Origin of the sequence: Pseudomonas aestiva (genome assembly GCF_039908605.1) — a bacterium.
GTDB lineage: Bacteria > Pseudomonadota > Gammaproteobacteria > Pseudomonadales > Pseudomonadaceae > Chryseomonas > Chryseomonas aestiva.
In genome coordinates this window covers 3,965,360-3,990,478 of the sequence record NZ_CP150916.1, presented here as the reverse complement: position 1 = coordinate 3,990,478, position 25,119 = coordinate 3,965,360, and the positions used below count along the sequence as shown (strand labels likewise).

The following is a 25,119-nucleotide window of genomic DNA, read 5'->3' as shown; positions in this document are numbered from 1 at the left end:
CCTTGAAGGCTTTGAAAAGACACGGAGAGGACGAAGCGGAAGGATGGTGCCGGAGATAGGAGTCGAACCTACGACCTTCGCATTACGAATGCGCTGCTCTACCAACTGAGCTACACCGGCACGAAGCTTTCAATGATAAGTCTTCAGTTATCTGCTGTGCAAGCCTGGTCATTGAGCGCGTATTGCGGCCTGTGGCGATGTGTCGCACTGCTGTCTGCGCTGGATTTCACGATTCGCCAATGCTTCTCGGCCTGACGCGATTTTTGGAAGGAGAGGTCAGCGGTCAGGGCAGAGTCCATTCTGGAAACCTTTGCCCAAGTCGTCATACCTAATTCTTCGCGGATCCAGCCTTGCCGCAGATTCGACCCCATGATCCTGCCAATAGATAGCTGCCCGTGCGGAGAGCCTCGATGACCGATTACTCCCTTACCCGTCGTAACGTACTCGTCGGCTCCGCCGTCGGGCTCGCCGCCGCTGCCTCAGGTGCGGCCGTCGCCAAGGATGGTACCAGCGCGACTCGCCCCGCCAGGCCGCTGCAGGATCCGCGCACCAAGTACAGTCGCGAACCCTTCAAGGAGCAGCGCCAGGAATGGCCGGCGCTGACCAGCAAGATGGAGCCGCGTCCGGACCATGGCGAGACCAGCTATCACGGCTCGGGCCGTCTGGCTGGACGCAAGGCTCTCATCACCGGCGGCGACAGCGGCATCGGTCGCGCCGTGGCCATCGCCTTCGCTCGCGAGGGGGCAGATGTGGCCATCAACTATCACCCTTCCGAAGAGTCCGACGCCCAGGAAGTGGTCAAGCTGATCACCGAAGCCGGTCGCAAGGCCATCACCCTGCCGGCTGACATCCGTACCCAGGAGGCTTGTGAAGACGTCGTGAGCAAGGCCATCCGGCAACTCGGCGGTCTGGATCTCCTGGTAAACAACGCGGCCTATCAGCAGAGCAAGGCGGACATCCTCGAGATCACCGACGAGCAATTCGACCGGACCTTCAAGACCAACGTCTATCACGTCTTCCGCTTCAGCAAGGCCGCCATCCCGCACCTGCCGCCGGGCGCCAGCATCATCAATACCGTCTCGGTGAACTCCTATGACCCCGGCGAAGAACTGATCGATTACGCCTCGACCAAGGCCGCCATCCTCAACCTCACCAAGGGCATGGCCAAGCAACTGGCCAAGAAGGGCATCCGCGTCAACGCCGTGGCGCCGGGTCCGGTATGGACACCGCTGCAGGTGGCGGGTGGGCAGTTGGAAGGGCAGATGAAGGAGTTCGGCCAGGACACGCCGCTAGGAAGGGCAGGGCAGCCGGCTGAGTTGGCGGGGTTGTATGTGGCGTTGGCAGAGGAGGATGCGAGTTTTAGTACGGGGACGGTGGTGGGGGCTTTTGGGGGGAAGGGGATGCCATAATTACTAGCAATCGGTAGCCGTATTTATATTTTCGTATAGGCGTTTTTATATGACTGCGCTCTACCTAAATATATTGACTTTCGGTGTTTTATTTGGTGTTGCGAGGTTTTCTATAAGATGTTTGCGATCGAAAAAACCACCATAAGTACTTGGTCTTTTCTGCGTCTTCTCAAGTTTAAAAAGTTTTTTAAGATAAAAGATTTTTTTATTCTGCCGTCGTCATGGTGTTTTATACTTGGGATAAGTTTTGGCTGAAAAAGAGCGACTAGTTTTAGAACCTTTTTGCTATATATACCTTCCTTGATTTGTTTGATCCGCTTCCTAGCCGCTTTTATTCCTAAATTAGCGCCAAGTGCATTGTATTCATGTTGGCGATATAATACAAAGGAGTCATTCTCATCAATCAGCCATCTGAAGTTTCTTGATCTTGAGAAGGCATATATTGTCCAGTCATGAACGTCTATGCTCAATATTTCGCTGCGATGATTTTTGAAGAACTCTAGAAAACTTTCTGCTAGGAATTTGGATATCACGTACGTGCAACCAGGGCCGGCTGACTCAAATAGATAATCCCATTTCTTTTGAGGCTGTGATTTTTTTATCGAAACTTTCCTGCCGTTTTCCCAGAACGCAGTTACATTGCTCGAGTATCCGAGGTAGTTACCGTCTCTTATTTTTTTATAGGCAGTAATAAGCTTGTTTTCTGACCAGATGTCATCTTGATCTGAAAAGCAAAGGTAGTCGTATTGGTGAAGCGGTATCTTTTCTAGCAAATGGTAAAAGCTTTTAGCTGCACTACCAAAGCTTTTTCTTTCATTAAGTATAGTTATATTTTTTTGAAATTTCGTTGCTTCGGCAATAATCTTTTCGGTATTGTCGTCTGATTTATCAATATTTATATATATATGTAGGTCAATGTCTTTTTGTGCAAGGATGCTAGCTATTTGTTCTGATATCCATTCTTCTCCATTTTTCGCTGCTAGCAATATAGCGAATTTTGCGTTCATTTTTTCGTAGGCCCTTGCAGCGTTTTAATGCCATCCATGAATCCCGCAAATAATGATCTTATGTATTTCTTTTTGTCGTTCTTGTATAAAAAAAAGAATGCGTGATGAAATATACATGCGGCAATTTCCCTTAGCGCAATTGCGGTGGGTATGTGCGGTAAGCCAAGTAAAATTATTGAGTTTCGTGCCCTATAGTATCTTCGTTCAGGCGAATGTATCGGGATGGTGAATCCCAGAAAGCTAGTGGAGCTCTCGCCTATGGTATGAGTCATTTCACAGCGTGTTGAGCTAAATAGATGAAAGCCTTTGTTTTTTGCTCTAAAGCACCATTCGGTGTCGACGTAATCTATAAAAAGCGCTTCGTTCATCATTCCCACTGTATCAAAAACTTTTGTAGGAATTACTTTTCCAGATGATATTAAAAGATCTACCTCTCTAGGTTTCGATGCTTTTTTTGCTCTTGTTTTTACTAAAAAACCATATTTAGATACTTTTATATGATTGGCATATTTATTGTTGTGCTGTCTACCTCTATAAAGTGGGGCAATTGCAGCAATATTATAGTGAGGAGAAATGAGCTTTAAGTCATTAAGTAAATTTTCGATTGTGCTTTTGGAGATAAAACTGTCTTGATCTAAGAGTAAGACGTTCTCAAATTTTCTAGATTTTGCATATTTCAATCCTTGGTTTTGAGCTGCTGCTAAACCTGCGTTTTTTTCGTTTTCTATGAATGCAAACGTTTGGCTATCTATAACTGGTTTTATCGCGCTGCCATTATCAATTACAAGGGTGCTTATTTTTGAGCGCTCTAGTTCAAGTAACAATGCATCTAGCTTAAGCGTTTCTGGATTGTATGTAACTATTATTGCTAGTATCCCAGAGAGCTCTTTTTCTTCTAGTTCGAGCACGAGCGTATTTCCTCAAATTTATAAAGGGTTTCCTCGGGCTTGTTTTCCTTTGCGGAGGCTATGTCTTTTTTGATTGCTTTTTGATCTTTTTCCGAAAAACCTTTTATGTCTTCGAGGAATACTTCTTCGCTTTCGGTTGGGTATGCTTTGTAGCGGCTATTAACGACACTTTGTGCGAGTTTGTTTTCTTCTGCCGTGTAAAGCTCAATTGCCAACTTATCAAGTAGCGTGTAGGTGGGGAGCGATTTTGCCATTCGATAAATAAGACAAAGGCGTAAATTGCCGCTAGCTATTGGTAAGAAGTTTAGATTCGAAAGATCAGCGGCGAAGCTCAAAGCCGGGTTGGCAGCTATGCGAGTAAAGTTTGCCGTTTTTTCTATATTTGAAAGTTGATCTGATGATTTGTAGGTGTTTTCTACTAAATAAGAGTATTTGAATGACGTGATAATGGAGAGCGTTAGTAGCGATAAACAAGCTCCGCATATTACTGTTTGTGTAATTTTCGTCAATGGGATTTCGGTTCTTTTTAGATTGGAAGAGCCAATTATCGCGACTACTAATATGAGGAAGTGCGTATACCAAAGAGGGTATTCCAATAGGCTGTGTAGCGCCAGTGTGATAACTGAAAGCACTGAGAAATAGTCTTTCTTGGTGTTTTTTAGTGATCTTGTTAGTTGAATGCTAATTAGTGCTAGGCCGACTAGTGCTGGAGCTGCTGCTATGCCTAATTCGCTTAATAAGTTTATCACTATATTGTGTGAGTGGGTCCAGGTGATGTTTTGTGCTGAGTTAGATTCCTTTAGTTGCTCCAGAAAACTATAGTGCGCATAATTTCCCCAGCCTGTTCCCCACGGGAGATTATTCAATATTATGCTTAGGGATTTTTGCCACTCGGCCACACGAATGGCGTCTCCGCCGGCAAGTCGCTTCATGCCTGTTTCTTGGTTGGCAAATACAGTTGCTAGTACTTGGCAGGCTAATAAGGTTGCCAGCGAATAAAACAGTACTTTTAGGAAGCGCCGAGAGTAGTCTGTTGGCCGTCCCGTTCTAGAAAATATAAATATCAAAATTATCGAAGCTGCTAGATATAAGAAGATTGACCTTGATGCGGAAAATGCCAATAGGGGGGATATTAGAAGTAATAATGTGACTAGAATATACCGGTTTTTTGTAGTGCTCTCGTTTGAGTAGATATGTATAGCACAAAGTAGTCCTATAAAAATGTAGGAAGTAAATAGATTTCTTTGTGCAATGTTTCCGTAAATGGTTGCGTTAGGGTTGTTAGGCTCCCAGAAAACGTAGGGCTTTACCATTTCGGTGAGGTTGAAAAGCTGGATGTAGCCCGCCACGCAGTTGAGGATTGTCCCAGCTATCAATCCCCATATTATCGGTTCTTTAGATTCACTCTGGATAGTCGCCGAAAGGAGGGTCGCCGCAAAGATAACCAATACGGACGAATAAGAGTATTCGTTTATCTTTGGATTTAATAGTATGGCAAGTAATAGATAAAATAATAATAGAGGTGTTGTGGAGAAGTAAATCTTGCCATGCTTGTATGTCGAATACGATACTAGTCCGACGGAGAGCGTAAATGCTAATATTTGACTTGTAAAGTCGCCATCGGGGTACAAATGTATGGGGTTTATGAAGGGTATCGAAGCGATCCCGAAAGATAAAAGAGCTGATAGGCTGTATTTTTTCATCGAAATATTAAAAAAGGCCTTTCGGCCTTTTTCAATCTCTATTGATTAGCCGCGGCATTCGGAGGGGACGTATTTCGCCTTTGTAGCATCGCTCACTGCGCAAACCCACGTAATTGCACCCGGCGGAACAGTTCCAGAGCTCAAAGCTGCACCACTAGATTTAGGCGTCAAGGTCAAGGTGACGTTTCCTGCGCGAGAGGTAGTAACAATACTAATAACGCCTGTATCACTTGCAACAGAAACAGAGCTGACGTTAGTAGTTGCGGGCGGAGCCGACCAGCCCTGTGCCAAACTAGAAGCGCCATTTGCAGCATTCTCAGCTACTGCAAGCCTAGCGGGCGAAGCCAGGCTAAGGCCTTCAGAGACCCTAGCGCGAACTGTGTAGTCTTGGTAGGCAGGAATTGCCACCGCCGCCAAAATGCCGATGATCGCTACCACGATCATCAGCTCGATCAAAGTAAAGCCTTTCTGAGCATTCATTCAAAATCTCCGGGTTGGTTCAGGCCAACATGCCTGTCAGTACCAAAGCATAGGCCGTGCCAAAAAAAATGCCTACTCCAGCACGCTTTCTCTGTCGATGGCGTCAACAAAGGGGCAGGTCATGACAAAAAATGTCAGTGGTCTGGCGCCATTTTGCGGGCGGGGCAGGGGGGTGCTATAAGGCCAGCTAACGCAGGCTTGGGTAATCAACGATGAACGAGACGGTGATGCTGTCGGGACTGGCGCGGCAACTGGTGGATGCGCAGTTGCTGGCGGAGGCGGCTGCCCAGCAGGCGGTGGTCAAGGCCAAGCAAGCCAAGGTGCCGCTGGTCACCTATCTCGTGCAGCAGCGATTGGTGCAGAGCCGGCCCTTGGCGGAGCTTGCTGCCCAGGAGTTCGGGGTGCCCTTTCTCGATCTGGCGGCTATCGACAAGGAGCAGCTGCCCAAGGACATCGTCAACGAGAAGCTGATGCAGCAGCATCATTTCCTGCCTTTGAGCAAAAGAGGCAACAAGCTTTTCATCGCGCTTTCCGATCCTACCAACCAGCAGGCCATCAATGATGTTTCCTTTGGCAGCAAGCTGGCGGTGGAGGTCGTGCTGGTCGAAGATGACAAGCTACATCAGGCCATCGAGCGATACCTCGATACGGGAACCGGTGGGCTGGAGTTGTCCGATCTCGATCTCGATCTGGAAGCTGAGGGAGGAGAACGGCCTCAGGAAGCCGTTGCGGGTACCGACGCCGACGATGCGCCCGTGGTGAAGTTCGTCAACAAGATGCTGCTCGATGCCATCAAGAAGGGGTCCTCCGACCTGCACTTCGAACCCTATGAAAAGATGTACCGGGTGCGCTTCCGTACCGATGGCGTCTTGCACGAGGCGGCGCGGCCGCCGGTGCAGCTGGTGTCGCGGATCTCGGCGCGGCTCAAGGTGATGTCCAATATGGATATCTCCGAGCGGCGCAAACCCCAGGATGGCCGGGTCAAGCTAAAGGTCTCCAAGACCAAGTCCATCGACTTCCGGGTGAACACCCTGCCCACCCTCTGGGGCGAGAAGATCGTGATGCGGATTCTGGATTCCTCCAGCGCCCAGATGGGGATCGATGCCCTGGGCTATGAGGATGTGCAGAAGGAGCTCTATCTGCAGGCACTCAAGCAGCCGCAGGGGATGATCCTGGTGACCGGACCAACCGGTTCGGGGAAGACCGTATCCCTCTATACCGGCCTTAACATCCTCAATACCGAAGACATCAATATTTCCACGGCGGAAGACCCGGTGGAGATCAACCTGGAAGGCATCAACCAGGTCAACGTCAACCCGCGGCAGGGACTCGACTTCTCCCAGGCACTACGCGCCTTCCTGCGTCAGGATCCTGACGTGATCATGGTGGGTGAGATCCGCGATCTGGAAACGGCAGAGATCGCCATCAAGGCGGCCCAGACCGGTCACATGGTGATGTCGACCCTGCACACCAACAGCGCGGCGGAAACCTTGACGCGTCTACGTAACATGGGGGTGCCCGCCTTCAATCTGGCGACCTCGGTCAATCTGATCATCGCCCAGCGCTTGGCGCGCAAGCTGTGCAACAAGTGCAAGAGAGTTCATGAGGTGCCGCGTGAGGCCCTATTGGCCGAAGGCTTCCGCGAGGAAGAGATCGGCAGTTTTACCCTTTACCAGCCCATCGGCTGCGAGGACTGCAATGCGGGTTATCGCGGGCGAGTGGGGATCTATGAGGTGGTGAAGGTCACGCCAGCGTTGCAGCAAATGATCATGGAGGAGGGCAACTCCATCGAGATCGCGGCGCGGATGCGCAAAGAGGGCTTCAATGATCTGCGGCGGTCAGGGCTGGTGAAGGCGATGCAGGGGATTACCAGTCTGGAAGAGATCAATCGGGTGACTAAGGACTAATGACTTTCCCTCACCCTAGCCCTCTCCCAGAGGGAAAGGGGACTAGAGCGGTGCGTCGGATAGTTGCTGTCCATGCGTCTTGATTGTCGCAGAGCGCTAAAGCCGTCGACGTTTGGCGCGATGCTTGCCTTTAAAGCCGCAACCGGCTCTGCATAGAGCATTCTTCTGACGCGTCCGCCAAGGCGGACCGAGTCTTTGTGAGTCGAGGCCATGGCCGATAAAGCTATCAAGATGGGCAGCTTCACCTGGGAGGGGACCGATCGCAAAGGGACCAAGGTGAAGGGCGAGATGACGGGCCTGAATCCTGCGTTGATCAAGGCGCAGTTGCGCAAGCAGGGGATCAATCCGACCCGGGTGCGCAAGAAGTCGGTGTCGCTATTCGGCAAGGGCAAGAAGATCAAGCCCATGGATATCGCCCTGTTTACTCGACAGCTGGCGACCATGCTGACCGCAGGTGTGCCTCTGCTCCAGGCCTTTGACATCATTGGTGAGGGCTTCGACAATCCCAACATGCGCAAGATGGTCGACGACATCAAGCAGGATGTTGCCGCAGGTAATAGCCTGGCCAACTCCTTGCGCAAGCAGCCGCAGTATTTCGACGACCTCTATTGCAATCTGGTGGATGCGGGTGAGCAATCGGGTGCCTTGGAGACCTTGCTGGATCGGGTAGCCACCTACAAGGAAAAGACCGAGGCGCTGAAGAAGAAGATCAAGAAGGCCATGACCTATCCGGCGGCAGTTATCATCGTCGCGGTAATCGTGTCGGCCATTCTGCTGATCAAGGTGGTGCCTCAGTTCCAATCGGTGTTCGAGGGCTTCGGGGCGCAACTACCTGCGTTCACCCTGATGGTGATCGCCATTTCCGAAGTCCTGCAGGAGTTGTGGCTGCTGGTACTGGGCGGGCTCTTCGTGCTGGCCTTCGTCCTGCGGCACTTCTACAAGAAATCGGAAAAATTCCGTGACGCTACCGACCGTGGACTGCTGAAGATTCCGTTGATTGGCTCCATTCTCTACAAGTCGGCCATTGCCCGTTATGCCCGTACTCTCGCCACCACTTTTGCGGCCGGCGTTCCGCTGGTGGATGCCCTGGACTCGGTGGCGGGTGCGACCGGCAATGTAGTGTTCCGCAACGCCGTGGAGAAGATCAAGGGCGATGTCTCCACCGGTATGCAGCTCAACTTCTCCATGCGTACGACCGGGGTGTTCTCGTCCATGGCCATCCAGATGACGGCCATCGGTGAGGAGTCGGGTTCGCTGGACGAAATGCTGTCCAAGGTGGCGACCTTCTATGAGGACGAAGTCGACAACATGGTCGACAATCTCACCACCCTGATGGAGCCGATGATCATGGCGGTCCTCGGGGTGCTGGTGGGTGGTCTGATCATTGCCATGTACCTGCCCATCTTCCAGCTCGGCTCGGTGGTCTGATGGCGCTGCTGGAATTATTAGCCAGCGCGCCTCTGGCCGCGGCGCTTTGCGCGCTGATCCTGGGGTTGCTGGTGGGCAGCTTTCTCAATGTGGTGGTCTATCGGCTGCCGGTGATGCTGAGGCGGGATTGGCAGACGGAGGCGCGTGAGGTGCTGGAGCTGCCGGCCGAGCCCGTGGGGCCTGCTTTCAATCTGGCTCGGCCTGCCTCGCGTTGCCCCCATTGCCAGCGGGCCGTGCGGCCCTGGGAAAACGTGCCGGTGGTGAGTTATCTACTCCTGCGCGGTCGTTGCAAGGGTTGTCAGGCTTCCATCAGCCTACGTTACCCGCTGGTTGAGCTGGCTTGTGGGCTGCTGTCCGCCTGGGTCATCTGGCACCTAGGCGTGACCTGGCAGGGCGGGGCCTTTCTGCTGCTGACCTGGGGCCTGCTGGCGGCCAGTTTGATCGATGCCGATCACCAGCTGTTGCCGGATGTGATCGTTCTGCCGCTGTTGTGGCTGGGGCTGGTCGCCAATCAGTTCGGGCTGTTCACCAACCTCGGCGATGCCGTCTGGGGCGCGGTGGCGGGTTATCTGAGTCTGTGGCTGGTGTTCCAGCTGTTCCGCCTGGTGACCGGCAAGGAAGGCATGGGCTATGGCGACTTCAAGTTGCTGGCGCTGCTCGGTTCCTGGGGGGGCTGGCAGATCCTGCCCTTGACCATCCTGCTGTCATCGCTGGTGGGTGCCATCCTGGGCGTCATCACCCTGCGGCTGCGGCGTGCGGAAACCAGTACGCCCCTGCCCTTTGGCCCTTATCTGGCCGTGGCGGGGTGGATTGCCTTGCTCTGGGGTGATCAAATAACCGGCCTGTACCTGAACTTCGCCGGATTCCGATGACTTCTGCCTGGACCCTCGGCCTGACCGGGGGCATCGGCAGTGGCAAGAGCGCCGCTGCCGAGCATTTCGCCCAGTTGGGCATCACCTGTGTCGACGCCGATCAGGCCGCCCGCTGGGTGGTGGAGCCGGGCCGGCCGGCACTGGCCGAGATCGCGGAGCATTTTTCGCCTGCTGTCTTGCGGCCGGATGGCAGCCTGGATCGGGCGGCGCTGCGGGCGGCGATCTTTGTCGATCCGGCCGAGCGGCGCTGGCTGGAAGCCCTGCTGCATCCTCTCATTCGCCAGGAAATTCTGGCAGCCCTGGCCCGCGCAGCGTCGCCCTATGCCATCCTGGTGTCGCCGCTGCTGTTCGAATCCGGCCAGCGGGCGCTGGTCCGGCGGGGGCTGGTGATAGACGCGCCGGAAGCGCTGCAGCTTGAGCGGGCCATGCGTCGCGATGGGGTCGACGAGGCTCAGGTGCGGGCCATCCTGGCGGCACAGCTGCCGCGTACCGAGCGGCTGGCCAAGGCCGATGATGTCATCTGCAACGACGGCGATCTCGCCCAGCTCCACACCGAGGTGGAGCGCCTGCATTCCTTTTATCTGACCCTTGACGGAGGCCAAGCATGAGCACTCTTACCGTGGATTGTCCCACCTGTGGCGCACCCGTGGAATGGAGCGAAAAGAGCGCCAACCGGCCCTTCTGTTCCGACCGCTGCAAATTGATCGATCTGGGTGCCTGGGCGGCGGAAGAACACGCCATCCCGGGCAATGAGCTGGAAGACGATCTTTACTCCGAAGACCTCAATCGCCGCGGCCACTAGGACGCGCCTTCCCTATAGCCGCTGCGCCCAGGCCTGGGCGGTCGCCTGGGCCGCCTGGCGCAGCTTGGCGGCCAACTCGGGTTTCTCGTATTCCAGCGGACTGGACGCCGTGATCGTGTGGATGCGGTCGCGCTTGATGAAGAAGACCTGGGTGCCCAGCAGCGGCTTGCTGCAGGCGCTGGCGCCTTCGCCGAGGCCATCGATGGCCTTGCACTCCAGTTGCTCGCTGAGCGATTGCACCTGCCGCCGCAGCTTGGGCAGCGCCCGACCGCCATTCTCGTAGCCCGCCGACAAGCCCAGCAGATAGTTGGCCGGTTGCCCGGTGTCGCGATCGGTGAAGGCGCAGCCGCCGGCGATCTGCCGGGCATAGGCCAGCGGCAGGCCGGAGGTCTGCTGGAGCGCCGGTAGCGGCAATTGGGCCTGCAGGCTGGCGCAGTCGACGGGCTCGCCGTTATCGGCATGGGCGAGGGCAGCGCCCAGGAGCAAGGGGAGGGCAACGAGGAAACGCATGAAAACATCCTGTCGATGGCCGACGGCCGATAGACCGTGAGTCTACCGGCTGGAACCCCGTCGCAGGGGGGAGACGCGGGCGGCTGTGCGCTGCGTCATGCGTCGGTCAGCACATTGCGGACTGGTATCCGGCGCGGGTGATCCTTACCCTGGCCGCAGACAGCGAACAGCGAGGCGTAGGATGTCCGAGGCGCTCACTCCCGGATTCATGGTGGTACACGGCAATCGGCTCGAAGAGCTGCGCGGCCTGGCGGTCGGCTGGATGCGGCGCTATCCCCTGGCACCGTTGGAAAACGAACAGGTGCTGGTGCAGAGCAATGGCATCGCCCAGTGGCTCAAGCTGGCGCTGGCTGAAGATCCGCGCGGGGACGACGAGGGCGGCTGCGGAGTGGCCGCGGCGCTGGAAGTGCAACTGCCGGCGGCCTTTCTCTGGCGGACCTATCGCCAGGTACTAGGTCGTGACCAGGTACCGCCTTCCTCGCCGCTGGACCGCGCGCCCCTGACCTGGCGCCTGATGCGGCTCTTGCCGACGCTGCTCCTGCAACCGGACTTTGCCGCGCTGCGGCGCTTTCTCGACGATGACGGCGATCTGCGCAAGAGATACCAGCTGGCCGAGCGGCTGGCCGATCTCTATGACGGCTACCAGGTCTATCGCGCCGACTGGCTCAACGACTGGGCGGCGGGCCGCGATCTGCTGGCCAGCTTGCGTGACGGCCGGCGCCCGCTGCCGGAGAGTTGTCGCTGGCAGGCGCAGCTGTGGCGGGCGCTGCTGGCCGACGTGGGCGACGGTGGCCTGGCCCGCAGTCGCGCCGGGGTGCACCGGCGCTTCCTGGAGGTCATGCAGGCGGCGACCGAGCCGCCGGCCGGTCTGCCGCGGCGGGTGGTGATCTTCGGGCTGTCGGCGATTCCGGCGCAGACTCTCGAGGCCCTGGCCGCGCTGGCGCGCTTCAGCCAGGTGCTGCTCTGCGTGCACAACCCCTGTCGCCATCACTGGTCCGACATCGTTGCCGACCAGGACCTGTTGCGGCAGAACTACCGACGCCAGCAGCGCAAGCCGGGCATGCCGCAGACGCTGGATGCCGAGGCGCTGCACCAGCACGGCCAGCCGCTGCTGGCGAGCTGGGGCAAGCAGGGGCGCGACTACATCCATCTGCTGGACGAATTCGACGAACCCGATGGCTATCGTCGCCTGTTCGAGGACCTCAACGGTGGGCGCATCGACCTCTTCGCCGACACCGAACCCCAGCACCTGCTCGGCCAGTTGCAGGACGATATCCTCGAACTGCGTCCGCTGAGCGAGACCCGCGAACGCTGGCCGGCAGTGGATCCGGCGCGCGACAGGTCCATGCGCTTCCATGTGGCCCACAGTCCGCAGCGCGAAGTGGAGATCCTGCATGACCAGTTGCTGGCGCGCTTCAGCAGCGATGGCAGCCTCAGGCCGCGCGACGTCATCGTCATGGTGCCGGACATCGATGCCTATGCGCCGCACATCCGCGCGGTGTTCGGCCAGCTCGAACGCCAGGATCCGCGCTTCATTCCCTTCAGCCTGGCCGACCAGCACCAGCGCGGTTTCCAGCCGCTGCTGATCGCCCTGGAGCACCTGCTGCAACTGCCTGACAGCCGCTTCGCCCTGAGCGAGATCCTCGATCTGCTGGATGTGCCGGCGCTGCGCGCCCGCTTCGGACTGCGCGAAGGTGATCTGCCGACCCTGCACCTCTGGCTGGAAGGCGCCGGCGTGCGCTGGGGGCTGGATGCCGAGCAGCGCAGTCGTCTCGATCTGCCCGAGGGGCTGACGCAGAACACCTGGCGCTTCGGGCTGAGGCGCATGCTGTTGGGCTACGCCGTGGGCAGCGGCGCCGCCCTGGGCGATATCGAGCCCTTCGACGAGGTGGGTGGCCTGGACGCGGCCCTGGTCGGGCCGTTGGTGGATCTGCTCGATGCCCTGGACGCGGCCCAGGCGGCGCTGGCCCAACCGGCCCGGCCGGCGGAGTGGGGCGCCCGTCTGCAGGCGCTGCTGGCGCTGTTCTTCAGCGCCCAGGACGAGCACGACGAATACCTGCTGGAGCAGCTGGAAAATCTCCGTGAGCGCTGGCTGGAGTTGTGCGAGGACGTCGCCCTGGATGAAGAGCTGCCGCTCACCGTGGTCCGCGAGGCCTGGCTGGCCGGACTGGATTCAGGGGGCCTGGCCCAGCGCTTTCTCGCCGGAGCGGTCAATTTCTGCACCCTGATGCCCATGCGCGCCATTCCCTTCCGTGTGGTCTGCCTGCTGGGCATGCACGATGGCGCCTATCCGCGCATCCAGTCGCCGCTGGATTTCGATCTCATGGCCCAGGACTATCGTCCCGGTGACCGCTCGCGGCGTGAAGACGACCGCTATCTGCTGTTGGAGGCGCTGCTCTCGGCGCGCGATCAGTTCTATGTCAGCTGGGTGGGGCGCAGCATCCGCGACAACAGCGAGCGTCCGCCGTCGGTGCTGGTCGCCCAGTTGCGTGACCATCTTCAGGCCGGTTGGCGGCTGGCGGGGCACGAAGAAGAACCGGAGCGCCTGCTGGCCGCCCTGACCCAGGCGCATCCGCTGCAGCCCTTCAGCGCCCGCTACTTCCGCGGCGAGCGCGGCTATTTCAGCTTTGCCGCCGAATGGCTGGGCGTGCATGACCGCACCACCCGCGACGAGGATGACCTGTTGCCGGCACTGGCACCCGAAGAACCCCTGGGCCTCGATGACCTGGCGCGCTTTCTGCGCGGACCGGTGGACCTGTTCTTTGCCAATCGCCTCAAGGTGCACTTCGCGGCGCCCGATGCGCCGGCGGAAGACGAAGAGCCCTTCGGCCTGGATGCCCTGGCCCGCTACCAGTTGGGCGAAGACCTGCTGGCGGCGGCACTGTCCGTGCCGGCCGAGGCGGATCAGGCGCTGATGGCCGCCGCCGAGCGCTTGCGCGGCAGCGGTCGTTTGCCGCTGGCGGGCTTTGGCGAACGGGCCGGGCGGGCCTTGCGCGAGCCGCTGCCCGCCGTGGTCGCCCAGGTCGAGGCCCTGGCGCTGCGCTGGCCCGAACCCCTGGAAGAGGCTGTGACCCTGGATCTCGCCCATAAGGAGCTGCAGTTGGTGGCCAACCTCGAACGGCTGCGTCGTGGCCCTGAGGGGTTGCTGGCCCTGACTGCCCAGGCCAATGGGCTGGGCAATACCCGCACTCGCAAGTGGCATCGGCTGCTGCGACCCTGGGTGCAACATCTGGTCGCCGCGGCCGGTGGCCTGCAGCTTACCACCGCGGTGGTGGCGACCGATCTGACCCTGCTGCTGGCGCCGCTGGACGCCGAGCGGGCCCGGCGTCAGCTGAACGAATTGCTTGATGCCTGGGCCCTGGGGCAGCGGCGTCCGCTGCCGGTGGCGCCGCGCACCGCCTTCGCCTGGCTGGCCAATGACCCGGACAAGTCCCTGGCCGCCGCCGAGCAGGCCTATCAGGGCGAGGCCGCGACCCACCCGGCACTGCGCCGGCAGTATCCGGACTTCGCCGCCTTGCTGGCCGACGAGGAATTCGATGGCTGGTGCCAGACCCTCTATGCGCCGGTGCACACCGCCGGCTGGCAGGTGGTGGGCGGGGAGGGACAGGCATGAGTCAGCGTCCGCTCGCCCTGCGCTTTCCGCTGCAGGGCAATCAGCTCATCGAAGCCAGTGCCGGCACCGGCAAGACCTTCACCATCTCCGCACTCTATGTGCGTCTGGTGCTGGGGCACGGTACACCCGAGACGGCCTTCGGCCGCGAGCTGTTGCCGCCGCAGATCCTGGTGGTGACCTTTACCGAGGCCGCCACCCAGGAATTGCGTGATCGCATTCGCCATCGCCTGGCCGAGGCGGCACGCTTCTTCCGCGACGAGATCGCCGCGCCCGATCCGCTGCTCGCCGAATTGCGCGAGGACTTTGCCGTCGAGGCCTGGGCCGATTGCGCCCGGCGCCTGGACATCGCCGCCCAGTGGATGGACGAAGCGGCCGTCTCCACCATCCACAGCTGGTGCCAGCGCATGCTGCGCGAGCACGCCTTCGACAGTGGCAGTCTCTTCGTGCAGAACCTGGAGCAGGATCAGAGCGAGCTGCTCGCCCAGGTGGTGCGCGACTACTGGCGGCGCTTCTGCTATCCCCTCGAAGGGGAAGCGCTGGACTGGGTGATCGAGCACTGGGGCGAACCCCGTGCCCTGGCCGCGCGCCTGCGCCCCCTGTTGAGCGAGGCCCTGGGCGCCCCCCGGGGCGAACCCGCCGCCTTGCTGGCTACCGCCCTGGCCGAACGCCGAGAGCGGTTGGCGCGGCTCAAGGCGCCCTGGAGCAAGTGGGCCGAAGAGTTGCGCGAACTCTGCCAGGCCGGCTGCGATGCCAAGGTGGTCGACGGCCGCAAGTTGCAGAAGAGATTCTTCGGGCCCTGGTGCGACAAGCTGGTCGCCTGGGCGGACAACCCCGCCAGCGAGGACCTGGATATCGGCACCGGCTTTACCCGGCTGACCGAGGAGGGCTTCGCCGAGGCCTGGACCAAGGCCAGTCCGCCGGATCATCCGGCCCTGGCGGCCATGGCGCGCCTGCCCGGGCAACTGGCCGAGCTGCCCAGCCCCGAGGTGCCGCTGCTGGAGCACGCGGCGGCCTGGGTGCAGCAGAAATTCGAGCGCGAGAAGCTGCGCCGCGCCGAGCTGGGTTTCGACGACATCCTCACCCGCCTGGATAGAGCCTTGCAGGCCGATGGTGCCGGGGCGCGGTTGGCGGCGCTGATCCGCGAGCAATTCCCGGTGGCGCTGATCGACGAATTCCAGGACACCGACCCGGTGCAGTACCGCATCTTCAACACTGTCTATGGCGCGGGCGAGGGTACCGGCCTGTTCCTGATCGGCGACCCCAAGCAGGCCATCTATGCCTTTCGCGGCGCCGATATCCATACCTACCTGCAGGCGCGTCGTGCCAATGCCGGTCACCTGCACTCGCTGGACACCAACTTCCGCTCCACTGCCGCCATGGTCGCGGCGGTCAACCAGGTATTCCAACACGGCGAGATGACGGCACCGCGCGCTGCCTTCCTGTTCCGTGAGGGCGAGGACAATCCGGTGCCCTTCGAGCCGGTTCGCGCCCAGGGCCGGCGCGAAGCCCTGGAAATCGACGGCGTGCCGGGCGCGGCCCTGACCTTCTGGCAACTGGCCGGCGACGAGCCCCTGGCCGGCACCGCCTATCGCGCCACCCTGGCCGAGGGCACCGCCAGCGAGATCGTCCGGCTGCTGAGCCTGGCCGCCGAGGGCAGGGCCGGCTTTCGCCGTGAAGACGGCGAACTGGTGCCGCTGCGGCCCGCCGATATCGCCATCCTGGTGCGCGCCGGCAGCGAAGCCCAGGCGGTGCGCCAGGCGCTGGTGCGGCGCGGGGTGCGCAGCGTCTACCTGTCGGACAAGGACTCGGTATTCACCGCCCAGGAGGCCCGCTGCCTGCTGGACTGGCTCAAGGCCTGCGCCGAGCCCGATGTGGATCGCCGGCTGCGCGCCGCCCTGGGCAGCCTGACCCTCGACCTGCCGCTGGCCGAACTGGATGCCCTCAACCACGACGAGCAGGCCTGGGAGTCGCGGGTCCTGCAATTCCGTGGCTATCGCCAGCTCTGGCGCGGCCAGGGGGTGCTGCCCATGCTGCGGCGCCTGCTGCAGGACTTCCGGCTGCCGCAGCGGCTGATGGCCCGCGCCGATGGCGAGCGGGTGCTGACCAATCTGCTGCACCTCGCCGAGCTCTTGCAGCGCGCCGCTGGCGAGCTGGACGGCGAACAGGCGCTGATCCGCCACCTGGCGGAGCAACTGGCCGCCCAGGGGGCCGCCGACGAGCAGATCCTGCGCCTGGAAAGCGACGCCGAGCTGGTCAAGGTGGTGACGGTGCACAAGTCCAAGGGCCTGGAATACCCGCTGGTGTTCCTGCCCTTCGCCTGCGCCTATCGCGCCGAGGAGGGCGCCACGCTGCCGCTGCGCTATCACGATGACCAGGGGCAGGTGCGCCGGACCTTCAAGCCCTCCGCCGAGGAACTGGCCCGCGCCGACGACGAGCGTCTGGCCGAAGACCTGCGCCTGCTGTATGTCGCCCTGACCCGGGCCCGCCATGCCTGCTGGGTCGGGGTGGCCGATCTCAAGCGCGGGCGCAGCAAGGAATCCGGCTTCGCCCGCAGCGCCCTGGGCTACCTGGCCACCGGTGGCGAGCCCCTGGCGAGTTCGGCGGCCCTGGACACGGCCCTGACCACCCTGGTCGGTGCGCAATCCGACACCCTGATCCTGCCGTTGCCCGCCGCCGATCCGGCCCGCCTGGCCGAGGCCCGTGAAGCCCCGGTGACCCTCAAGGCGCTAACAGCCCGGCGGGCCGCCCGCGAGGACTGGTGGATCGCTTCCTACAGTGCCCTGCGCATCGGCACGCGGCTGGGCGAGGCACGGGAGGGGGACCCGTTCAACCTGGAGCTGGACCTGGATACCCCGGCGGCCCAGAAGCTGTTCGACGACGACCGCCTGGCCCCGGACGAGGCGCGCCAGCCGGCGGCCGGCGAAGACCTGCATCGCTTTCCCCGCGGCCCCGGTCCGGGAACCTTTCTGCACAGCCTGCTGGAGTGGGTCGGCGAGGAAGGCTTCATCGCCATCCAGGCCGCGCCCGAGCGGCTGGACGACCTGATCGCCCGGCGTTGCCAGCGGCGTGGCTGGAATCACTGGATTCCCATCCTGCAGGGCTGGCTGCGCCAGTTGCTGGAATTGCCGCTGCCGTTGCCGGGGGGCAACCAGCGCCTGGGCGAACTGGCGCGCTACCAGGTGGAGATGGAATTCTGGTTCGCCACCCATGGCGTCGATCTGGAGCGGCTGGATGATCTGGTGAGTCGTGGCACCCATGGCGGCCAGGCGCGGCCGATGCTGGAGCCGGGCCAGCTCAACGGCCTGTTCAAGGGCTTCATCGACCTAGTCTTCGAGCACGAGGGCCGCTATTTCGTGGTGGACTACAAGTCCAACTGGCTGGGCGCCGAGGCCGGGGCCTACACCCGCGCGGCCATGGAAGCCGCTGTCCTGGCCAAGCGCTATGACCTGCAGTACGTCCTCTACAGCCTGGCCGTGCACCGGCTGCTCAAGGCGCGGTTGCCCGACTACAGTTACGAGCGCCATTTCGGCGGCGCCGTCTACCTCTTCCTGCGCGGCTGCGATCCGGCCGGCCACGGCGTCTTCGTCGAGCGACCCGCCCAGGCCCTGATCGAGACCCTGGATCTGCTGTTCAGTGGTGCGGAGAATGCCCATGTCTGATTTCAGCCCCGCCACCGAACGGCTGCTGCGCCTGGCATCCCTGGCCCAGGAGCGTCCCCTCGCCCCGCTCGAACAGCGTGACGACCTCTTTCGCCTGCTGGAACTCTGGGTGCAGCGCGGCTGGCTGCGCCAGGTGGACCGGGCCTTCACCAGCTTTCTCGGCGAACTCGAACCCCAGGGCGACTCGGCGGTGCTGCTGGCCGCGGCCCTGGCCAGCCATCAGCTCGGCCATGGCCATGTCTGCCTGGATCTCGCCGCCACCCTGCGCAATCCCGACGCCGCCCTGTCGCTGCCGCCCGAGGGCGACGAGGCACGCGCTTCGCTCTTGCCGTCGCAGTTGCTGCATGGCCAGACCCTCGACGCCTGGCAGCGGGCGCTGCGGGCCAGCGTCCTGGTCGATGGCGACGGCAGCTGTCCGGAGCGACCGCTGGTGCTGGGCGGCGAGCGCCTCTACCTGCGGCGCTACTGGAGTTACGAACGGGCGGTGGCCGCCAGCCTGCGTCAGCGCCTGGCCACTCCCGAGCCGCTGCCGGCGGATCTCGCCGAGCGCCTCGACCGGCTGTTTCCGCCGGATCCCGAGGCGGGTGGCGAACCCGACTGGCAGAAACTGGCCTGCGCCCTGGCAGTACGGGGCGCCTTCAGCATCATTACCGGCGGCCCCGGCACCGGCAAGACCACCACCGTGGTGCGGCTGCTGGCGCTGCTCCAGGCGCCCGCAGTGGCAGCCGGTCGCCCCCTGCGCATTCGCCTGGCCGCACCGACCGGCAAGGCGGCTGCACGCCTCACCGAATCCATCGGCGGCCAGGTCAGTCGCCTGCCGGTGGACGACGAGTTGCGCCGGCACATCCCCACCGGAGTGACCACGGTGCACCGGCTGCTGGGCAGTCGCCCCAACACCCGGCACTTCCGTCATCACCGCGGGCAGCCCTTGCCGCTGGACGTGCTGGTGGTGGACGAAGCCTCGATGATCGACCTGGAAATGATGGCCAGCCTGCTGGCGGCCTTGCCGCCCAGAGCGCGCCTGGTCCTGCTGGGTGATAAGGATCAGCTGGCCTCGGTGGAGGCGGGCGCGGTGCTGGGCGATCTCTGTCGGGATGCCGAAGCCGGACGCTACAGTCCGGCTACCCGCGCCTGGCTGGAAGCCGTGAGTGGCCAGTTGCTGGCCCAGACGCCGCTGACGGTCGGTGACGACCAGGGTGACGCCCTGGCGCAGCAGGTGGTGATGCTCAGACGCTCGCGGCGCTTCGGTGCCGGCAGCGGCATCGGCCAGCTGGCCCGTCGGGTCAATGCCCAGGACGGCCCGGGTGCACAGCAGGTGCTGGTCGACGGCGGCTACGCAGATCTTCATCGCGTGCTGCTCAAGGGCCCGGAGGATCGTGCCCTGGAACGCCTGGTGCTGGAAGGGCGCGGGCGCGCCCGCGGCTATCGTCATTATCTGCAGGTCCTGCAGGAGGCCCGGCCCCAGCTCGACACCGTGCTGGAGGACCCGGCCTGGACGCGCTGGGCCGGCCAGGTGCTGGCCGCCTTCGACGACTTCCAACTGCTCTGCGCCGTGCGCAAGGGGCCCTGGGGCGTGGAAGGCCTCAACCTGCGCATCGCCAGCGCCCTGCTGGCGGCTGGTCTGCTCGCGGGCGAGCATGGCTGGTACGAGGGCCGCCCGGTGCTGGTGACGCGCAACGACTACAGCCTGGGGCTGATGAACGGCGACATCGGCATCACCCTCTGCCTGCCGGACGCCAACCAGCCGGGGCGCAAGGTCCTGCGGGTCGCCTTTCCCCGCGGCGATGGCAGCGGCGGCCTGAGATTCGTCCTGCCCAGCCGGCTGGCGGCGGTGGAGACGGTGTTCGCCATGACCGTGCACAAATCCCAGGGCTCGGAATTCGCCCATACCGCCCTGCTGCTACCCGAGCAGCTCAGTCCAGTGCTGACCAAGGAGCTGGTCTATACCGGCATCACCCGGGCGCGCGATGATTTCACCCTGATCGAGGCCCGCGGCGGCATCTTCGCCGAGGCCGTGGCCCGACGGGTCCGCCGCGTCAGCGGGCTGGATCTGGATTTGCGAAACACTGTGTAAATGTACAGATAAATGCTGGACGCTCCCCGTGCGCCTGCCTAAGGTGAGGGGAGCCGTCCGCGATGAGAGCGCCATGACTTCCCTGCCTTTCGTTTCCCTTGTGCTTCCCCTGTTGCTGCTGGCTGGCTGGGCGGGTTCGGCCGTCTGGCTGACCGGGCGCCAACGCTACCTGCAACAGCAACTCGACAGCGCCGCTGAGCGCTACGACATGCTGCGCGACGACCTGCAGCGGGCCGAGCTGGCCAATGGTCGCCAGGTGGTGGAACTGGGCGCCGAGCGCGAACGCACCGCCACCCTGCAGCGTCAGTTGGAGGCCACTCGCGAGCTGGAAGCCGAGTTGCGCCAGCAGACCCGCCAGGCCCAGTTGCAGGCCGCCGAACAGCACGCCCTGGCCGAGGCCACCCGGGCTCAGCTACAGGGCAGCCAGGAGCAGCTCGCCGAACTGCGCGAGCGCCAGCACCGCGAGCAGCAGCTGCATGCCGAGGTGCAGGAGCGTCATGCGCGCCTGGCCGAAGAGCACGCCACGCTCAGGACCACCCTGGAGCAGAAGGAAGAGCACTTCCAGGCGCAGCAGCTGCTGCTGCGCGAGAGTCGCGAGCAACTTAAGCTGGAATTCGAACAACTGGCCGGGCGCATCTTCGACGCCAAGGGTCAGGCCTTCGCCCAGCACAGCCAGCAATCCCTGGATGCGCTGTTGCGGCCGTTCCGCGAGCAGATCGAAGGCTTTCGCGCCAAGGTCGAGGACATCCACCACAAGGATGTCCAGCAGCAGGCGGCGCTCGGCCAGCAGTTGCTCGACCTCAAGGAGCTCAACCGCCAGATCACCCAGGAGGCCCACGACCTGGCCACCGCCCTGCGCGGCCAGAAGAAGGCCCAGGGCAACTGGGGCGAGCTCATCCTGGAAAACGTGCTGGAACGCTCCGGCCTGCGTGAAGGGCGTGATTTCGTCCGCGAACGCAGCTTCACCACCGAGACCGGTCGGCGGCGGCCGGACGTGCTGATCCATCTGCCGCAGAAGAAGCACCTGGTGGTGGACGCCAAGGTGTCGCTCAACGCCTATACCCGCTACGTCAACAGCGAGGACGAAGGCGAGCGCCGCCTGGCCCTGGGCGAGCACGTACGCGCCGTGGGCGAGCGCATCCGCGAGCTGGCCGATCGCGAATACTTCAGCCTGCCGGGGCTGAATTCGCCGGAGATGGTCTTCCTGTTCATCCCCATCGAATCGGCCTTCGTCGAGGCGCTCAAGGCCGACGAAAGCCTGTTCCAGCGCGCCATCGAGCAGAACGTGCTGGTGGCGACGCCGACCACCTTGCTGACCAGCCTCAACATCGTCCGCCAGCTCTGGCGCTTCGAAGACCAGAATCGCCATACCGCCGAACTGGCCGAGCGCGCGGGCAAGGTCTACGACAAGCTGCGCACCTTTCTCGGCAGCATGGACGGTATCGGCAAGAGTCTGGACAAGGCCGGCGAAGCCTATCGCAAGGCCTGCGGCCAACTGGTGGGCGGCCCGGGCAACCTGGTCAAGCAGGTGGCCGACTTCAAGGAGCTGGGCGTGGCGGTACGCACCGAACTGGACGGCGAGTGGACCGAGCGGGCGGAGCTGGAGTTGACGATGGTGGAGCTGGAGGCCGCAGCCGAGTCTTCCGACCGGGACTGATGCGGGAAGACCTGGCAGGAGAGCGGGCGATCCGCCTGGACGATTCGGGGAGGCGGACGATACGCCTGACCGGCGCCAGGTGCACCGGTCAGGGCGATTACCTTTAGTGGTGCTCGCGGGTGGCGCGGAATTTGATCTCCGGCCAGCGCTCTTCCATCAGCGCCAGGTTGACCCGGGTCGGCGCCAGGTAGGTGAGGTGACCACCGCCATCCACCGCCAGGTTCTCGAAGGCCTTGTTCTTGAAGTCCTCGAGCTTCTTCTTGTCGTCGCATTCGATCCAGCGCGCCGACCAGACGTTGATGGCCTCGTAGGCGCACTCCACCTTGTATTCTTCCTTCAGGCGACTGGCGACCACGTCGAACTGCAGCACGCCCACGGCGCCGAGCACGATGTCGTTGTTGCGCTCGGGGAAGAACACCTGGGTGGCGCCTTCCTCGGCCAGTTCCTGCAGGCCCTGGCGCAGCTGCTTGGATTTCAGCGGATCCTTGAGGCGCACGCGGCGGAACAGTTCCGGGGCGAAATGCGGGATACCGGTGAAGCCCAGCAGCTCGCCTTCGGTGAAGGTATCGCCGATCTGGATGGTGCCATGGTTGTGCAGGCCGATGATGTCGCCGGCGAAGGCCTCTTCCAGGTGCTCGCGCTCGCTGGAGAAGAAGGTCAGGGCATCGGCGATCTTGAGGTCCTTCTTGATCCGCACGTGGCGCAGTTTCATGCCCTTCTCGTACCTGCCCGAGCAGATGCGCATGAAGGCGATGCGGTCGCGGTGCTTGGGATCCATGTTCGCCTGGATCTTGAACACGAAGCCGGAGAACTTCTCTTCCACCGGTTCCACCACCCGCTCGTGGGCGGCGCGCGACAGCGGGCGCGGCGCCCAGTCGACCACGGCGTCGAGCACCTGGTCGACGCCGAAGTTGCCCAGGGCGGTACCAAAGAACACCGGGGTCATCTCGCCGCGCAGGAAGGCCTCGCCATCGAACTCGTGGCAGGCGCCCTGCACCAGCTCCAGCTCCTCGACGAAGCGCTCATAGAGATCGCCCAGGTGGGCGCGGGCCTCGTCGGAGTCCAGCTTGTCGATGGTCTTGGTGGCGATGCGCTCGTGACCATGACCGGGGGTGTAGACGTAGATGCGGTCGTCCGAGAGGTGATAGACGCCCTTGAAGTCGCGATAGCTGCCGATCGGCCAGGTGATGGGCGCGGCCTTGATCTTGAGCACCGCCTCGATCTCGTCGAGCAGTTCGATGGGGTCGCGGATGTCACGGTCGAGCTTGTTGATGAAGCTGACGATGGGGGTGTCACGCAGGCGGCAGACGTCCATCAGGGCGATGGTGCGGGGTTCGACGCCCTTGCCACCGTCGAGCACCATCAGCGCCGAATCCACCGCGGTCAGGGTGCGGTAGGTGTCTTCGGAGAAGTCTTCGTGGCCGGGGGTGTCGAGCAGATTGATCATATGCTCGCGGTAGGGGAACTGCATCACCGAGGTGGTAATGGAGATGCCGCGCTGCTTTTCCATCTCCATCCAGTCGGAAGTCGCATGGCGGTCGGATTTACGCGACTTCACCGTGCCCGCGACGGCGATGGCCTGGCCCATCAGCAGCAGCTTTTCGGTGATGGTGGTCTTGCCCGCATCGGGGTGGGAAATGATGGCGAAGGTACGGCGCTTGGCGACTTCGGCGGCCTGGGTGGTCATGGATGAACCTGGGCGGGAAGAAAAAAGAGGGGGCGGAGTATAGCAGAGGGCAGCCCCACCGGCTTGAGGTCGGTGGGGCTGCCAGGGCGCTGCTCAGCGCTGCGGCTGGATGTTGCCGTCGCAGCAGGGCGGGGTGCGTTTGCGGCGGACCAGCCGCTTGCCCAAGGCCATGCCCGGGATCTCGATGTACCTGTGGGTCAGGCAGGCGAAGGCGAAGACCGCCGCCAGTTCCACCAGTACCACCAGGTTGTCCAGCACGACGCTACCCGTGGCGATGTAGCGGATCATGAAGGGCAACGGCGCGTCGTGGGAAGGCGCCACCACCGTGAAGTCCTGGTGCAGCAGCTTGCCCAGCACGATGAAGGCACTCTTGACCACGAAGATCACCGCGGCGTGGCACAGATAGATCGAATAGGACAGCACGCCCAGGCGTACGAAGAGCCCCTGGTGCAGCACGCTGGAGACCAGGCCGCGCTCGAAGGCGAAGGTGAGGACGGTGACGCAGAACACCAGGGTCGCCAGCACGCCCTTCTTGGGCACCGGCAGATCGGAGGTCATCACCGCGGCACCGGCGATCAGGCAGGCCAGCTCCAGCAGGGTGCCACCGAATTGCCCCCGGTTGTGCTGCTTGATCCAGACGTAGAGGCGATAGGTGCAGGCGCCGGCGAAAAAGCACGACAGGCCGCGGAAGATCTCGGTCTTCAGCGGCAGGAAGGGAAACAGCAGCTGCACGAACGCCAGCAGGGCGATCGCCAGAAACCACTGGCGCTGATGACCCTGGCCCTTGAGTACCAGCAGACCGAAGATCAGATAGAGGTAGAACTCGATGCTGATGCTCCAGGACGGGTAGTTGAACGAACCGGTGATGGCCTGGCCCAGCCAGGATTGCAGCAGCAGCAGATTGGGCAGGAATTGCTCGGGTGCGGTGGCGCCGCTGAAAGCCGGATCGTTGAAGCCGACCCCCAGCTTTTCCGCCAGCAGGCGACCGCATTCCAGCAGTACATAGAGCCCGAGCATGGCCAGGTGCAGCGGCAGGATCCGCGCCGAGCGACTGATGGCGAAATCGCGGTAGTCGTCCAGGGTCCGCAGCCGGTTTTCGTAGGTGTGCATGAGCACGAAGCCGCTGAGCACGAAGAAGAATTCAACGAACAGGTAGGCGTTGGCGATCAGCGGATTTTCCGAGGCGGCCTGAGCGACATAGGTATGGAACAGGACGACGGCGACGGCGAGCAGGCCGCGAAAGCTATCCAAAGCGACAAATCTTTCCATGGGAGATCCCTGAGGGTGCGGCAAGAAAGGCGAACGGATGCAGCGCTGCCGTTAGGGGGAAAGAGCGCAGGGGTAGTGCGGAAATACGAAAGCTGACATGGCATCCTTTCTCTTGTACGTCGCAAGCGTCTTAA

17 protein-coding genes and 1 tRNA gene are annotated in these 25,119 nt (G+C 61.7%); 10 read left to right on the top strand and 8 right to left on the bottom strand.

What is annotated here, in order from left to right:
- Positions 1-44: 44 nt before the first annotated feature.
- Positions 45-120: transfer RNA gene (locus tag AABM56_RS18510), tRNA-Thr, on the bottom strand.
- Positions 121-410: 290 nt separating this feature from the next.
- Here AABM56_RS18510 and AABM56_RS18505 point away from each other — a divergent pair.
- Positions 411-1,409 carry an SDR family oxidoreductase gene (locus AABM56_RS18505; RefSeq protein WP_347883612.1) on the top strand — a complete coding sequence of 333 codons (999 nt, stop codon included), beginning with the start codon at positions 411-413 and terminating at the stop codon, positions 1,407-1,409.
- A 110-nt stretch (positions 1,410-1,519) separates the two neighbouring features.
- Here the strand turns inward: AABM56_RS18505 and AABM56_RS18500 are convergent, their stop codons facing one another.
- From AABM56_RS18500 to AABM56_RS18485, 4 genes are all read right to left on the bottom strand, one after another.
- Entirely contained in the window at positions 1,520-2,416 is an 897-nt protein-coding gene (locus AABM56_RS18500; protein WP_347883611.1) for a glycosyltransferase, read from the bottom strand.
- Positions 2,413-3,324 carry a glycosyltransferase family 2 protein gene (locus tag AABM56_RS18495; RefSeq protein WP_347883610.1) on the bottom strand — a complete coding sequence of 304 codons (912 nt, stop codon included), beginning with the start codon at positions 3,322-3,324 and terminating at the stop codon, positions 2,413-2,415. The genes AABM56_RS18500 and AABM56_RS18495 overlap by 4 nt, the downstream gene beginning before the upstream one ends.
- Positions 3,312-4,637 (bottom strand): Wzy polymerase domain-containing protein, encoded by a 1,326-nt coding sequence (locus AABM56_RS18490; protein ID WP_347884133.1) that lies wholly within the window; start codon positions 4,635-4,637, stop codon positions 3,312-3,314. Before AABM56_RS18490 ends, AABM56_RS18495 begins: the two co-directional genes overlap by 13 nt.
- Before the next feature lie 435 nt (positions 4,638-5,072).
- Complete coding sequence (locus AABM56_RS18485) at positions 5,073-5,507, bottom strand: pilin (RefSeq protein WP_347883609.1); 435 nt, start codon at positions 5,505-5,507, stop codon at positions 5,073-5,075.
- A gap of 212 nt (positions 5,508-5,719) precedes the next feature.
- Between AABM56_RS18485 and pilB the strand changes: the two genes are divergently transcribed.
- The 5 genes from pilB to yacG all read left to right on the top strand — a co-directional run bounded on the left by pilB (position 5,720) and on the right by yacG (position 10,516).
- Positions 5,720-7,414, top strand: coding sequence for a type IV-A pilus assembly ATPase PilB (pilB, locus tag AABM56_RS18480; RefSeq protein WP_347883608.1), 1,695 nt, complete (start codon positions 5,720-5,722; stop codon positions 7,412-7,414).
- Between the two features lie 210 nt (positions 7,415-7,624).
- Positions 7,625-8,842 (top strand): type II secretion system F family protein, encoded by a 1,218-nt coding sequence (locus AABM56_RS18475; RefSeq protein ID WP_347883607.1) that lies wholly within the window; start codon positions 7,625-7,627, stop codon positions 8,840-8,842.
- Complete coding sequence (locus AABM56_RS18470) at positions 8,842-9,714, top strand: A24 family peptidase (RefSeq protein ID WP_347883606.1); 873 nt, start codon at positions 8,842-8,844, stop codon at positions 9,712-9,714. The genes AABM56_RS18475 and AABM56_RS18470 overlap by 1 nt, the downstream gene beginning before the upstream one ends.
- Entirely contained in the window at positions 9,711-10,322 is a 612-nt protein-coding gene (gene coaE / locus AABM56_RS18465) for a dephospho-CoA kinase (protein WP_347883605.1), read from the top strand. Before AABM56_RS18470 ends, coaE begins: the two co-directional genes overlap by 4 nt.
- The gene (gene yacG / locus AABM56_RS18460; protein WP_007160931.1) at positions 10,319-10,516 is read left to right on the top strand and encodes a DNA gyrase inhibitor YacG; all 198 of its coding nucleotides are present in this window, start codon (positions 10,319-10,321) and stop codon (positions 10,514-10,516) included. Before coaE ends, yacG begins: the two co-directional genes overlap by 4 nt.
- Positions 10,517-10,528: 12 nt before the next feature.
- Here the strand turns inward: yacG and AABM56_RS18455 are convergent, their stop codons facing one another.
- Positions 10,529-11,026 carry a hypothetical protein gene (locus tag AABM56_RS18455; protein WP_347883604.1) on the bottom strand — a complete coding sequence of 166 codons (498 nt, stop codon included), beginning with the start codon at positions 11,024-11,026 and terminating at the stop codon, positions 10,529-10,531.
- Positions 11,027-11,207: 181 nt separating this feature from the next.
- On the opposite strand from AABM56_RS18455, the gene recC reads away from it, so the two are divergent.
- The 4 genes from recC (at position 11,208) to rmuC (ending at position 22,029) form a co-directional block, all read left to right on the top strand.
- Entirely contained in the window at positions 11,208-14,639 is a 3,432-nt protein-coding gene (gene recC / locus AABM56_RS18450; protein WP_347883603.1) for an exodeoxyribonuclease V subunit gamma, read from the top strand.
- Positions 14,636-18,298, top strand: a complete 3,663-nt coding sequence (recB, locus tag AABM56_RS18445) for an exodeoxyribonuclease V subunit beta (protein WP_347883602.1) — start codon at positions 14,636-14,638, stop codon at positions 18,296-18,298. The genes recC and recB overlap by 4 nt, the downstream gene beginning before the upstream one ends.
- Positions 18,291-20,372, top strand: a complete 2,082-nt coding sequence (gene recD / locus AABM56_RS18440; RefSeq protein WP_347883601.1) for an exodeoxyribonuclease V subunit alpha — start codon at positions 18,291-18,293, stop codon at positions 20,370-20,372. Before recB ends, recD begins: the two co-directional genes overlap by 8 nt.
- A 73-nt stretch (positions 20,373-20,445) precedes the next feature.
- Positions 20,446-22,029 carry a DNA recombination protein RmuC gene (gene rmuC / locus AABM56_RS18435; protein WP_347883600.1) on the top strand — a complete coding sequence of 528 codons (1,584 nt, stop codon included), beginning with the start codon at positions 20,446-20,448 and terminating at the stop codon, positions 22,027-22,029.
- 103 nt (positions 22,030-22,132) lie between these two features.
- On the opposite strand, the gene AABM56_RS18430 is transcribed toward rmuC, so the two are convergent.
- Positions 22,133-23,716 carry a peptide chain release factor 3 gene (locus AABM56_RS18430; protein WP_133861275.1) on the bottom strand — a complete coding sequence of 528 codons (1,584 nt, stop codon included), beginning with the start codon at positions 23,714-23,716 and terminating at the stop codon, positions 22,133-22,135.
- Between the two features lie 93 nt (positions 23,717-23,809).
- Positions 23,810-24,985 carry an acyltransferase gene (locus tag AABM56_RS18425; protein WP_347883599.1) on the bottom strand — a complete coding sequence of 392 codons (1,176 nt, stop codon included), beginning with the start codon at positions 24,983-24,985 and terminating at the stop codon, positions 23,810-23,812.
- Positions 24,986-25,119: the final 134 nt, after the last annotated feature.